Here is a 14,515-nt window from a genome sequence, read left to right on the forward strand (position 1 = left end):
CGGTAAATTTTTTTGGAGTAAGTGTTATAGATGATCGTAAAAGCGCTTTGGTCCTGATCTTTCAATCTGTCCAGGATTTCCCGCTCATTCAATATCGTATTAATTTTACCGGTCATCTATACCCACTGTTGGATACGGGCAAAATTATTAAACCGAGTTTTGAGCCAGCGATAAGGAATCTTTAAGTTATTGTAAACAACTTTATATTTTCCCCAAACCGAGCATTGAATTAAAAAGTAGCGCAATATAAATTGTGGTGAAGGGTGTTTGTATGCCACCACCATATTAACATAATGCAGAATGTGCAGGCAGTGATAAATCCTCTTGTCATCAGCATACAATGTAACATATTGCTTTTTTTGCGGTTCGGCCCCTTTATCTGCAAGATAGGATTGTTTTGAAATTATCTCTGTTTGCGTCAGGGTAGCCGATGAATGTTGTCATCAACACTTTGTAAGGCTTTCTAAGCCCACATATTTCAACGTGAGTGTTATTTCTTTCAACACCGTTATAGCTTAGCATAACCTGCGGTCATTTACATTTACCGGCACTGTAAACCATTTTTCAAATCAATATTCATCTAAAGTATGAGGACTAAATTCATAGGTGCTGTTATGCTCCTGTTCCTTGCCGCGCAAACATTTGCGCAGGACTTTCAAAAAACAAAACTCGGGGTAAAGGCTAATGTACAATCCATGGACATTGAAGTCCAGTTTTTTTCGCCTTCGATTGTCAGGATCGTTAAATCGCCGGAAGAATCTTCCTTAAAAAAACAAAGCCTGTCCGTGATCAAAAGTCCGGAGCACACCGAATTGGCGATCAACGAAGAAAACAATACCGTACATCTAAAAAGCACTTCTTTACAGGTCGATTTAAATTTAAAAACAGGTAAGGTTTCATTTTCAGATTTACAGGGCCTCCCCTTTTTTACTGAAAAAGATTATGGCACTCAGTTCACGGTGACAAAGGACGCAGATAAAAACACTTATTCGGTAAGGCAGGCCTTTATGTTGGGAAAAGACGAAGTGATCTATGGCCTCGGGCAGCAGCAGAACGGAAAAATGAACCAGCGCAATCAGAAAATATACCTTTCAAATCAGAATACTAAAGTCTGTATCCCTTTTATACAATCTGTTAAAGGATACGGGGTATTCTGGGACAATTATTCGCCTACCACCTTTACCGATAATAAACAGGAAACCTCATTTGATTCTGAGATCGGAGACTGCTCAGATTATTATTTTATGTGGGGAGGCAGCGGCGATGGCGTAGTAGCACAAATGCGAGACCTCACCGGGCAGGCTCCTTTAATGCCTTTGTGGGTTTATGGCTATCACCAGTCTAAAGAAAGGTATAAAACACAGGATGAATTACTCAGCGTTGTAAAAAAATACCGCGACCTGAAGGTACCGCTGGATGGTATTGTACAGGACTGGCAATACTGGGGAAAAGACAGTTTGTGGAATTCCATGTCATTTGACCCGGTTACCTACCCCGACCCAAAAGGTATGGTTGATAAAGTTCATCAATTAAAGGCACACCTCTTTATTGTTGTATGGCCGGGCTTTGGGCCATTGACCAAACAATACTCGGAATTTAAGGAGAAAAACATGCTGATCAACTTCGATACCTGGCCCCCGCAAAGCGGTGCAAAGCCTTATGACCCTTATAATCCTGCAAGTCACGCTATTTATTGGGATTATCTGAATAAGGGAGTTTTCTCGCTTGGTACAGACGGATGGTGGTTAGATTCAACCGAACCTGATCATATTAATATTAAAGATAAAGACTTCGACCAGTCTACCTATCTCGGATCTTTCAGAAGTGTCATCAACGCATTCCCCTTAGAACATGTCGGCGGGATCTATGACAGTCAGCGTAAAACTACATCTGCCAAGCGTGTAACCATTTTCACGCGTTCCGCATTTGCCGGGCAGCAGCGCTACGCCGCTAACACCTGGAGCGGCGATGTTGTCTCCACCTGGCCTACGCTTCAAAGGCAGGTTCCGGCAGCATTGAATTTTTCACTCAGCGGTATTCCTTATTGGAACGCGGATATAGGCGGCTTCTTCGCGGGTGCTTTCAATCAGGGCGGGAGTGCTAAAAATCCCGAATTTCAGGAACTGTATACGCGCTGGTTGCAATTTGCTGCATTTACTCCAATGATGAGGTCACATGGAACCGACATTCCAAGGGAGATATACCAGTTTGGACAACCTGGCGATAAAACTTACGACGTTTTGGCAAAATTCATTAACCTGCGCTATAGTCTTTTGCCTTATCTCTATGCCACGGCCTGGAATGTGACCCATCACTCGGGATCCATTATGCGGGCTTTGTTTATGGATTTTGAACAGGACAAACAGGTATATGATATTGGCAACCAGTATATGTTCGGAAAATCGTTGATGGTTTCACCGGTAACAAAAGCGGGGCAGCAAGAGCAGGCAGTTTACCTTCCGGCCGGTACTTTATGGTATGATTTCTGGACCGGTAAAACTGAAGATGGCGGCAAATCCATAACTACTGTTACCCCCATCGAGACCCTGCCGTTATATGTAAAGGCAGGGACAATTTTGCCATGGGGGCCTAAGGTTCAGTTTGCTGAAGAAAAAAAATGGGATAACCTGGAGATCAGGGTCTACCCTGGCGCAGACGGCGATTTTACCTTATATGAGGATGAAAATGACAACTATAATTATGAAGCCGGAAAATATACAGAGATCCCGTTCCATTGGGACAATAAATCCCGGACCCTCACAATTGGAAAAAAGAAAGGGGATTTTGCAGGCTCTCTCGTTAACAGAAAATTCAATATCATACTGGTGAACGGGGACAAAGGTACAGGGGCACAGTTAAGTAAACAGGCCGACAAGGTGATCAATTACAAAGGAGCAGCTATGGCTGTGAAAATATAGATCAACACCGAAAGCAGGAGCTATTTATAACTGTTCCTGCCAGCTCGCTACATACAATAAGGCCGGCGCGGATCGCGACACGGCCTTATTGTATGTAGCGATATGCGTATATTTAAAAAGGATTAACCGATTTAACCGGGCTTGATTCGGAAGCCAGGACTAAACAGATTGATGTGAGAGTATTTTGTTTCTTTATAGCGTTATTGATAGGGCATGGCGTATTTGCCCAGCAATTCCGTGCTTTTACCCCAATTGAAAGCAGTAACGGGCTTTCTGAAAACAGCGTTCGGGCTATTAACCAATTACCCGATGGCAGGATCGCCATCGTGACCGAGGGAATGGTTAACCTGTACAACGGGACATCATTTCAATATATCCATATCAACGACGAGCATACTTACCCCCTCCCCGGCTACGTTGGTTTCCATCATGTTTACGTCGAAGATCAAAAACGGCTTTGGATCAAAACACGCGGAAAATTGATGCTGATTGACCTGAGTACGGAACGTTACGAAGAACATCCTGAAACAGTATTGGCGTCACTTGGGGTTTCAGAACCGATATCCGATTTTTTCATGGATGCCGGTAAAAGTTTATGGATGGTTACCGTTTCAGGAAAATTACTCTACCGCAGCCAGGCCTCCGGGAAAACTATGACTTTTTTACAGGAAATAAGGTCTTCTGTAAAATCTCCCGACCCGGTTTATGACATTGCTGTACTGGATAGTATGTTGTATGTTTTCTATCGCTCCGGCCTGGCAGCGATTTATGATATCGCCACTAAAAAGATGGTAGACAGGCAGAATACGCTGGAAGGGCAATTATCAAACTCCTATATGAACACCTTATATGTTGTTCCGGGCAATCATACGCTTTACCTATTAAGAAACGGTACACGGGGTATTATGCTGGTACTTAACCCAACCCGGAAAAGATGGGAGAAAGTGATCGAAACAGATTACTGGCTCAACTCCCTGTCTATCGGCCCGACAGAGGAAATTGTGGTAAGCTGCAGAAAGGGGCTGTGGATGATGGACCCGGGGCTGAAGAACATCAAATTCAGCCCGACACTTCACCTGGTTGATGGCCGGCTGATTGACATTGAAGTCAGCAACCTGTTTTTTGACCTGCAGGGCGGCCTTTGGCTGGGCACCCTGAATAAGGGGCTGCTGTATTATCACCCTGATCGTTTCCGGTTCAGAAACGTCGGTAAATCTCTGTTTCCACTGTCCGAAAACCAGGAATTGTATGTTACCGCTTTCGCGGAAGATAAAGCCGGGGAGCTCCTCGTCGGTACCGATAAGGGAATATTTCGCTATTCTGATAAAACGGAAAGATTAACGCTTTATTCGCCGGTTTTCAGCGGGACAAACTGCAAAGCCATGTTCACTGACCATGACGGAAATATCTGGATATCTACAGACAAAGGCTTGTTCATCCTCTCAGCTAACGATATCAGGCATTACCCTGTAGGAAACCTGAATAGTGTATTGCAAACCACAGACGGGCGTATTTTTCTTTGTACCGATGGCACAGGCCTTCTTGAATTTTCTCAGGCCACAGGTAAATGCAACAGCGTCCCTGCCAAAAAAGGAAATCAGGACAAGTTGAATTCAATACAGCAGGTTGTTTCGTATAATGGAAGCCTCCTTGGCATTTCGAATGGCGGCTTATTTATCTATAACACCGGTAATAAGGAACTCCAAATGATCGATCATCATTACGGGGCCGGTATGTTAAATCACAATAACCGGCAGTATAGCTGCCTGCTGTCAGATAGCAGAGGGTTATTATGGTTCGGGACGCAGGATGGGTTAAACGTGTGGGACGGCAAAAGGAAGAAATTGCTTAGTTTTCATACCGATGATGGCCTGGTCAACAATACCATCAAGTCGATTACAGAAGATACCCAAAAAACAATTTGGGTTTCTACCTCCAATGGTGTTTCGCATATCCAGGTTAGCAGCACTGCTAACAGGATCCATTGCAGCTTTACCAATTTCAACCGTTATGACGGGGTGATCAACAATGAATTTGTGCAGCGCTCATCATTTATGACCAGGGAAGGATCGCTGTTGTTGGGCGGGATCGATGGCTTTAATAAGACTGAGTTACGGCAAACTTTTGTGACCGGGAATAATCTTGATCCAATATTTATTGACCTACAGGTTTTTGGCAAGCTGATTAAACCAGGAGATGTGTATGAAGGGAACAAAATCCTTCAAAAATCGATCACAGCATCGGCATCAATTATATTGAAACACGACCAGAATTTTATCAGTATCGGTTTCTCAGCGCTCAATTATGTAAATCCATCTCAAACTTATTACCGGTATTTTCTGGATGGTGTCGACAACAGTTGGCATGAGGTAGTTGCACCCGATGGAGTTGGCAGGGCCACGTATACTAACCTTGCTCCCGGAACGTACCTGTTGAAAATCCGGGCCGCAAACAATAGCGGGAATTGGGGCGGCAAAATGACAACGCTGAAAATCACCGTGCTTGCTCCCTGGTGGAAAACCCCGTTTATGATCGTACTATATTCCATATCCGGTCTTGGATTGATATACTTCATTATTTCCAGGTACATCAGAAAAAACAGGATAAAACAGTTAAAAATACAACAGCAAAAACTGGATGAAATGAAATTCAGCTTTTTCACCAATATGAGCCATGAGCTAAAAACCCCGCTTACATTGATCCTTACCCCGCTTGAAGTGATCTTAAAAAACACCGGGGATATCCTGCTTAAAACCCAGCTGACCGGAATATACCGGAATGCACAATCTTTGCTGAACCTGGTGAACCAGTTGCTGAACTTTCGTCGCCTTGAACTGAATGAAGAAGCGCTTCATTTAAACTACTGCGATATCAATGAATTTACCGAAGCGTTGTGCCGCCCTTTCCATGAATTGGCGGTTAACAAAAATATTGTCTTTCAAAGAATTTGCGCTACTGAACTCTGGCTTTATCTCGACAAAGATAAATTTGGTATGGTGATGAATAACCTGTTATCAAACGCGTTTAAGTTCACCCCGGAAATGGGAAGTATCACTGTAAAGATTGAAAGGACGATGATGCCGGATAGTGCCGGCCCGGCCATATCCGTATCTGTAACGGATACAGGCACAGGGATAGCAGATAAGGACCTTTCTAAAATCTTCGATCATTTCTTCCAGGCGGATAACCAGGCCGGCATCAATACGGGAAGTGGTATCGGGCTTCACCTTGTGCAGGAGTATGTACGGCTGCACCATGGTTTTGTTGAAGTGAAAAGTGAATTGGGTAAGGGAAGTACTTTTACGCTGTATATCCCATCAGACCTGAAACCAGAAATAACGGATAAATTTAAACCAGCCAAGGATGACGGCGGGAACGCGGTCAGTATTTTAATCGCGGAGGATAACGAAGAGTTTCGTCATTTCTTAAGTGAGCAATTGAATAAGCATTACAATATTATACTCGCTTCCAACGGAAAAGAGGCGCTGGACCTTGTGTTAAAACAATCTCCCGATTTGGTGATCAGTGACATCATGATGCCGGAGATGAGCGGTCTTGAATTATGTGACACCTTGAAAAAAGACGTCAGAACTTCACATATCCCGCTCATTCTGTTAACCGCACGCTCCTCTGATGAATCACAGTTTGAGGGATACCAGGCGAGAGCAGATGCTTATATTACCAAACCTTTCAATATTGATATTCTGATTGTACGCGTCCGCAATCTGCTCGAACAACAGGAAAAGCGGAAGCAGTTGTTCAAAAAAGCTATTGTCATCCAGCCGGCTATGGTGACAGCTTCTGGCATCGATGAAAAATTAATTAAAAAGGCGCTGGACTGTATCGAAAAAAACCTTGATAATTCCTCCTACTCCGTCGAGGATTTCAGCAGTGACATGAACATGGAACGGTCCGGCTTATATCGCAAATTAGTTTCCACAATTGGACAAACCCCATCGGAGTTTATCCGATCTGTAAGGTTAAAAAAAGCAGCTGTGTTATTAAGTCAGCGTGAGTTATCAGTGGCAGAAATTTCCGATCAGGTTGGGTTTAATAATGCTGCCTATTTCAGTAAATGCTTCCAGGAAGAGTTCAATGTAAAGCCCTCTCATTACGCTGAGCATGTGGCTGCAAATGCCAAACTCCCTGAACCTAAGTAATTGAATATCAACAACGGTTTCACGTCCATCTTTTACATTTTATTTCCCTGAATTGTTTTAAAACGTTGATATCGCCCGATATCGCGCTCAATTTCATCACCAGTATTATTTTTTTCAACGTGAGTGTTGTCTGTCATAGACCATTCGCCTCTACTTTTACCAAACCTGATATCCAAGGTCAGGATGATTATAAACCATTTTTTTGAACAATGAGATCAAAACCTGAAGATGTTAACTATCATTTCGTTTAAACTTTTGTTAGAAGTTTCGCAATCGATTGCGAGTCAATTATAATTCAGAGCATTCTGTTTTGTAAAAGCATTCGGATCCCTGCCGGCTTTTTTTAACTCTTAAACCTGATGATCAGATTCCGGACTAACTCATTGCAAAACCAAAACACCAACAAACCAACAGATTAAGTAACTAAATTAAAACAAATGGAAAAATCCAACTAACCAACTCCGTCCCGGTCATTAATTGTCAAAAAAACAATAATAATCGAAAGCATCGTAAAATTTAATAAACCAATATTATAACCAATTTCATGAAAAAAATTAGACTTTATTTAAGGTACAGGCTGCTTTTTGCCCTTTTTTTAGCATCCATCCTGTCACTGTGTGCTCATGCCCAAAGCGGTGACATTAAGATAAAAGGAATTGTAAAAGATACCAAAGGACTGCCGCTTCCCGGTGTCAGCATAAAAATTAAAGGGACAAACGCAGGGGGACAAACCTCCCTTGAGGGCGATTTTACTTTGAATGCACCTGCTAATTCGACACTCGTTTTTACTTTCATCGGATTTGTCACCAAGGAAGTCCCCGTTAATAATCATAATGTTATTAACGTTGTGCTTACAGATAACAATCAATCACTGAGTGAAGTAGTTGTTATCGGATATGGTGCGCAGCGGAAAGCCGACGTAACCAGTGCGGTTACCACTGTTAAATCAACGGATTTTGTGACGGGACCGGTTTCAGACGCGGCCGAGCTTCTCAAAGGAAAAGTTGCAGGTCTTTCTGTTTCAAGCCCTTCGGGTGATCCTAATGCCCAGTCCCAAATTATGCTGCGTGGTAACAATTCATTATACGGTAACCTGGGGCTGTTGTATATCGTTGACGGCGTACCAGGTGATCTGCTAACCGTAGCGCCGGAAGACATTGCAGAAATATCGGTATTGAAAGATGGGTCATCAGCAGCGATTTACGGAGTACGCGGTTCCAATGGCGTAATTATCATTACCACCAAACATGCCAGCGGTAACGCGATCAATAAAGTTGATTATAACGGGAACGAAACTTACAGCCAGATTTCAAAAGAACCGCACTTACTTACCGGGGACGACTACCGGAGGCAAATTGCTGCCGGTACCAGGCAGGCCTCCTACGATCTGGGAAGCAATACCGACTGGATCAAAGCCATGAGCAACAGTTTCCCTGTATCCCATATACACGGATTGACCTTCAGGGGAGGCAATGATCAGACGAATTACCTGGCGTCGCTTAATTACCGCTACAACCAGGGTATCTTCCTGAAAAGTGACCATCAGCAGATCACCGGACGCGTTGACATTAACCATTCCATGCTGGATGGAAAACTGAAATTCAACCTCGGCCTGCTGCAAACCAATTTTAATGACCATCCTTTCAATACCTACGATTATGAGCAGCAGCTGAAAATGAACCCTACTGCTCCTGTAAGGTTAGCAGATGGTAGCTTTTACCAGGAGCCTAATAATTTCGAATACCAGAACCCGGTATCTGATATTTTCAATACCGATCAGCCGCAGACAAGTTTCACCAGCAAATACAATGCAACCATAACTTACCTGCCGATAGTAGGCTTAAGGCTCTCCGCAATAGGTTCGTATACCAAACATGGTTATCTGAACCGGTATTTTGCCAATTTTGAAAACATCTCAACCATTCGGGATAACCAGGGCGGCGTAGCCGATATCCAGCAGGGCCAGTCGGTTGACAGGTACCTGAACTTTTCGGCCGAATATTCCAAAGCTTTCGGAGATCACCGCTTTACCTTATTGGGAGGCTACGAATACCAGGATAATAATTCGTTCAGCACTGAAATGGGGAACCACAACTTCCCTACCGATCTCTTTGGTTACAATGCCATACAGCAGGGAGCGGCTTTAAAAAATGGTACCGCCCTGATGACCAGCGGACAAAGCCTCACCAACCTCATCAGCTACATTGGCCGCTTAACCTACAACTATAAAGAAAAATACCTGTTACTGGCCAGCTTACGTATTGACGGCGCAAGCCAGTTTTACGGCGCTGCACATCCATTCGGAAAATTCCCTGCAGTACAGGCGGGATGGAGGATCACCAAAGAATCTTTCATGGATGATCAAAAGATATTTGATGACCTGAAGTTACGCGCCGGGTATGGAATAACCGGTAACCCTCCAAGGCAATCGTTCCTGGGTGTGGGCTTATTGGGTTATGGCAATTATGTTTTATATAATGGTCAATATATTCAAACGCTGGCTCCGGCCCAAAATGCCAATCCAGGGCTTCGCTGGGAAGAAAAACATGAAACCGACCTGGGTTTGGATTATAGCATGTTCAAGGGCCTGATCTCTGGTACAATAGATGTATATAAGCGCAAGGTAACGGATTTGCTGTACAATTTCTCCGTGCCAAGCCCGCCTAACCTTTACCCTTCAACTTTCGCTAACGCCGGGACTATGGAAAACAAAGGGCTGGAGGCTGTCGTCAATATCAATGCCATCCGAAAAAAGGATTTTCAATGGACAACTTCATTTAATTTCTCTACAAACTCCAATAAGCTAACCAGCCTGTCTAACGATATTTACCAGGCTACAACCCCTTATTTCACCACCGGTTATACGGGCGATCCTATTCAAACCTTTACTAACATTGTACAGGTAGGTCATAATATCGGGGATTTTTATGGATTTAAGGTTACCGGAGTATCTGCAGACGGCAAATGGATCTACCAGGAGCCTGACGGCACTACCAAACAATATGACCAGTTTAACCACAGCTTTAATGATAAGCAAGTAATAGGAAACGGTATCCCCAAATACTACGCCGGGTGGAATAACACGATCCACTACAAGGACTGGGATTTTGGCGTGACCATGCGTGGTGCTTTTGGCTTTCAGATCCTGAACGCGTTGCGGATGAACTATGAAAACACTTCTGTTACCAATTACAACCGTTTAAAATCGTCAGAAGACAAAGTGTTCGGCACAGCAGTACTGAACAAAACTGTACCCCTTGAATTTAACAGCTACTATGTCGAAAACGGCAATTACTGGAAGATCGATAATATCAACCTGGGATACACCTGGCGCAATCTGAAATCTAAATTCGTACATAATCCGCGGATCTATATTTCTACCCTGAACACCTTTACCATTACCAAATACAAAGGTCTTGATCCTGAAGTTGACCGCTTCGGCGATTCAAACGGGCTTGCTCCGGGTATGGAATCCCGTGACACCTACCCTACCATCAGGACATATACCATCGGGCTTTCGGCCAGTTTTTAATCAAATCGTTATGAAAATTGAAATGAAAAAGATATGCTTAATAGTTAGCGGGATAATGATCCTTTTCGGAAGTTTTTCCTGCACCAAACTTGCAACCAAAAACTACGGCCAGATCGTATCCAGCCAGTTCACCCCGGGGCCTGCCGATGTGGCGGCTTTAGTAGGTGCGCCATATACCAGCTGGAGGACCCTGGAGCTGGGCAGAAGCTCTAATGCCATATGGAGGACAAATGAAATTTCGGCAGATGAGGAAGTTATCCCCCAAAGACCAAACGGATGGGTGGATGGAGGCGTTTACAGGCGTATGCACACCCATAAATGGACTGCCGATGAAGATAACAGCTACCAAATATGGACTAACGCGTACGCAGGCATCACCGGGTGTAACAGGGTACTTTACCAGATTGATGCTGGCCTGATCCCGGTAGCGGCTTCAGGGAAAGCACAGCTTACAGCAGAACTGAAAGTATTGCGTGCATCCTTTTATTACGCCCTGATCGATTTTTTTGGCAACGTACCGATCGTGACTAAATTTGATCTTCCGGCAGGATTTGTCCCTACGCAAAGCACCAGGAAAGAAGTGTATGATTTCATTATTTCGGAGCTGACAACCAATGTCCCGTTGCTAAGTACACTAAATGACGGTACCACATACGGAAGGTTCAATAAATGGGCCGGAGAAGCCTTATTAGCCAAAATGTACCTGAATGCAGGTGTTTATACCGGCTCCCCGGATTACGCAAACTGTATAACAGCCTGTGACGCTATTATAAATTCGGGCCTTTATTCGCTTGAATCTAACCAGGCTAATGTTTTCCTGCAGCAAAACCAAAACTCCAAAGAGATCATATTTGCCATACCATTTGATCAGACCTATACGGCAGATGGCAGTACGGCATGGACCTTACACATGGAAACGCTTCAGCCAGAAAACCAGGCGACCTACAATTTCCAAAACTCGCCATGGGGCGGCATCTGCGCTATCCCACAGTTTATAAACACTTTCGATCCGCAGGATAGCCGCCTGATCAGCAATTGGGTTCAAGGTCAGCAATATACAGCTGCCGGGGCACCTTTAAATGGCTCATTGGGGGCTTTCAAAAATAAGCCATTGGCCTATATCAATTCCCTTCCGGGTGTCGATTCATCTGAAGAAGTACATGGTTTCAGGTTAGGTAAATACCAGATCGTTTCCGGCGAACTGGTTGGTATGAGCAACGATTTCCCCCTGTTACGGTATGCCGATGTACTGATGATGAAGGCAGAGGCTTCCCTAAGATCAGGGGATGCTGTTACCGCAGCGACATTGGTTACCCAGGTACGGCAAAGGGCATTTACAAGCAACCCTGCCAAAGCTGTTGTTACCGCTACCCAGCTTTTATCAGGAACAACGGTTTATGACTACGGGCTGAGCAATCACCTGCAAACAACCCACGAAACGGTATCTGATATTCAATATGGTCGTTTCCTGGACGAATTAGGCTGGGAATTTGCCCAAGAAGGAAGACGCAGACAGGACCTGATCAGGTTTGATGTATTTACCAAAAAATCGTGGTTATCCCATTCACCTAACGGCGATTACCGGACCTTACTTCCTATACCAACCAGTGCACTTCATACCAACAGTAACCTGAAACAAAACTCCGGCTATTAACCGGAGATAAGATCACAATTATCTGTATAACCTGGCAGGGCGGCTTTGAGTCGTCCCGTCAGGTATTTTACAGGTGTTCAATACCACGCAAAAAAGTTCAATGATTCATGAAGTTTTTTAAAAACGAATGGAAAGTTTTTTGTAGAGACGCATCACATGCGTCTCCCGGAGGACAGGGCGATTTAAAAGGCTTCTAATTCCGTCGAAAATTGCACGCGGGAGACGCATATGATGCGTCTCTACATTTAAAAACAATCAATTATAAACAGCTTCTATGGAAAACGTACCATTATCTAAAAAGAAACTAAGATGGTTTAAGGCGCTGACCCTGATCACGCCGGTTGTGGTATTGATCCTGTTTGAGCTTGTTTTACGTATTTCCGGATACGGGCACAATACTGATCTGTTTATACGTTACCCGGATGACCCGTCGTACTGGGTTATGAATAAATACGCATCGGAGCGGTATTTTTCTGATACGGCCAATGCAACAAAGGGAAATATTGAGCCATTTAAAGCAGATAAAGGCAGTAACTCGTTCAGGATATTTGTATTGGGCGAATCGACTACAGCGGGTTATCCTTATCTGCATAATGGCTCGTTTCACCGTTGGCTGCAATACCGGTTAATGAACATGTACCCGGGCATCAATTTCGAGGTCATCAACGTTGCGCTTACAGCGGTTAATTCATATACGGTACTTGATTTTGGCAGGCAGGTAGCTGAATTTAAGCCCGACGCGGTTTTGATATACACCGGGCATAATGAATATTACGGGGCTTTGGGTGTGGGCTCCACCAGCCACATTGCCAGCAATCGTACACTTGTCAGACTGGTTCTTGACTTGCGCCGTTTCCGGATCGTTCAGTTAATGGAAAATTGCTTCAGAAGTATCAAAGTTGGAGCAGACAGAACTATCGATCAAAGGGAAAACCTGATGAAGCGAATGGCAGCCAGCCAGGAGATCAGGTATGGTTCCAAAGAATACGATACAGGTATTAAACAGTTTCAAACCAACATGGATGAACTCTGCCGGTTATTGCAGGATAGGTCCATTCCCGTGTTTTTAAGCACCCTGGTGAGTAATGAAAAAAATCAGCCCCCTTTTATCAGCAGCTCTCAATCGTTGGCCAATGCCGAAGCCGCATTTAAAAAAGGCAGCCTGTTATATACTTCCGGAAATTACCCGGCAGCAAAAAAGCAATTTGTTAAGGCAAAAGAACTGGACCTACTCCGGTTCCGGGCACCTGATACAATCAATAAGATCATTACCGCGCTTTCGGCAAAATACAACAACGTTCACCTGGTTGATGCCAGGAAAGTTTTTGAATTGCACTCACCCCACCAAATATTGGGAAATGAGACCCTTTTAGAGCATGTGCACCCCAATCTTTATGGTTATGCACTCCTATCAGAAGCTTTTTATCGATCTATTCAACAATCAAAGCTCATCAAAGCTACTGCCGGCCCGGAAATGTCATTTGAGGAGCTTTTAAGGCGTATGCCTGTTACCAGGATAGATTCGCTTTACGGAGCCTATACTATTATGATGTTAAAATCAGGATGGCCCTTTAATGAACCTATCTCTACTGATTTTAAACGTGGCAATTCACTGGATGAACAATTGGCGGGTGCTTTGGCAGTCAACAGGATCAGTTGGGCCGATGCCATCAATAAATTATTCCAGTACAGCATGAAATCCAACGATAAAAAGACCGCATTGAAGGCTGTTGAGGCTGCGTTGCTGGAATCACCGCGAAATATGACCTACAAAATTTATGCTGCGAGGCTCAGTTTCGACCTCAGAAACTTTTCGGATGCCACATTCTATTTTAAAAAAGCCTATGACCAGGAACCGTCGTTCGAGAATGCCCGGAACATGTATCTCGTGTATTTAAAAACAGACCAGCCAGAAAAATCAATAGCCTATATCCAGGAGGGTATGCAGCTGCATCCGCAGGATCTTAGCTTACCCGTCATGCTGGCAACAGTTAAAGATATTATGAAAATGAAAAGCAAGCTGAACCTATCACCGGACAATGCTACCCTCAAGGAAAAAATCGCGATAGATTTCCAATCTATAGGTATTGACGATGCCGCCGGAAAATATAAAACAACACTTCTGAGGTAAGCTATGGAAAATAAAAAGATCAACAGGAAATTCGGATGGGTAACCGGTATCGCCCTCCTTGTCCTTGATATATGCCTTGTGTTTTTTAAACACAAATTCACTTTCATACCTGGCATTGCG

5 protein-coding genes are annotated in these 14,515 nt (G+C 43.9%); all 5 read left to right on the plus strand.

Translation table 11 applies throughout. The annotated features are described in order from the left end of the window. Positions 1-587 precede the first annotated feature (587 nt). The 5 genes from VF500_RS21555 (at position 588) to VF500_RS21575 (ending at position 14,395) form a co-directional block, all read left to right on the plus strand. Positions 588-2,918 (plus strand): glycoside hydrolase family 31 protein, encoded by a 2,331-nt coding sequence (locus VF500_RS21555; protein ID WP_330861660.1) that lies wholly within the window; start codon positions 588-590, stop codon positions 2,916-2,918. A 173-nt stretch (positions 2,919-3,091) separates the two neighbouring features. Continuing rightward, complete coding sequence (locus VF500_RS21560) at positions 3,092-7,078, plus strand: ATP-binding protein (RefSeq protein ID WP_330861661.1); 3,987 nt, start codon at positions 3,092-3,094, stop codon at positions 7,076-7,078. Between the two features lie 544 nt (positions 7,079-7,622). After that, on the plus strand, positions 7,623-10,610 hold the full coding sequence (locus VF500_RS21565; RefSeq protein WP_330861662.1) for a SusC/RagA family TonB-linked outer membrane protein: 2,988 nt from the start codon (positions 7,623-7,625) through the stop codon (positions 10,608-10,610). Positions 10,611-10,632: 22 nt separating this feature from the next. Then, on the plus strand, positions 10,633-12,264 hold the full coding sequence (locus tag VF500_RS21570) for a RagB/SusD family nutrient uptake outer membrane protein (RefSeq protein ID WP_330861663.1): 1,632 nt from the start codon (positions 10,633-10,635) through the stop codon (positions 12,262-12,264). Positions 12,265-12,538: 274 nt separating this feature from the next. Further along, positions 12,539-14,395 carry a GDSL-type esterase/lipase family protein gene (locus tag VF500_RS21575; protein WP_330861664.1) on the plus strand — a complete coding sequence of 619 codons (1,857 nt, stop codon included), beginning with the start codon at positions 12,539-12,541 and terminating at the stop codon, positions 14,393-14,395. Positions 14,396-14,515 lie beyond the last annotated feature (120 nt).

The organism is Mucilaginibacter sp. (genome assembly GCF_036383575.1).
GTDB lineage: Bacteria > Bacteroidota > Bacteroidia > Sphingobacteriales > Sphingobacteriaceae > Mucilaginibacter.

Bases quoted from the DNA above. Each gene is read 5' to 3' on its own strand.
- VF500_RS21555 (WP_330861660.1), top strand. From the start codon at position 588: ATGAGGACTAAATTCATAGGTGCTGTTATGCTCCTGTTCCTTGCCGCG.
- VF500_RS21565 (WP_330861662.1), top strand. From the start codon at position 7,623: ATGAAAAAAATTAGACTTTATTTAAGGTACAGGCTGCTTTTTGCCCTT.
- VF500_RS21570 (WP_330861663.1), top strand. From the start codon at position 10,633: ATGAAAAAGATATGCTTAATAGTTAGCGGGATAATGATCCTTTTCGGA.
- VF500_RS21575 (WP_330861664.1), top strand. From the start codon at position 12,539: ATGGAAAACGTACCATTATCTAAAAAGAAACTAAGATGGTTTAAGGCG.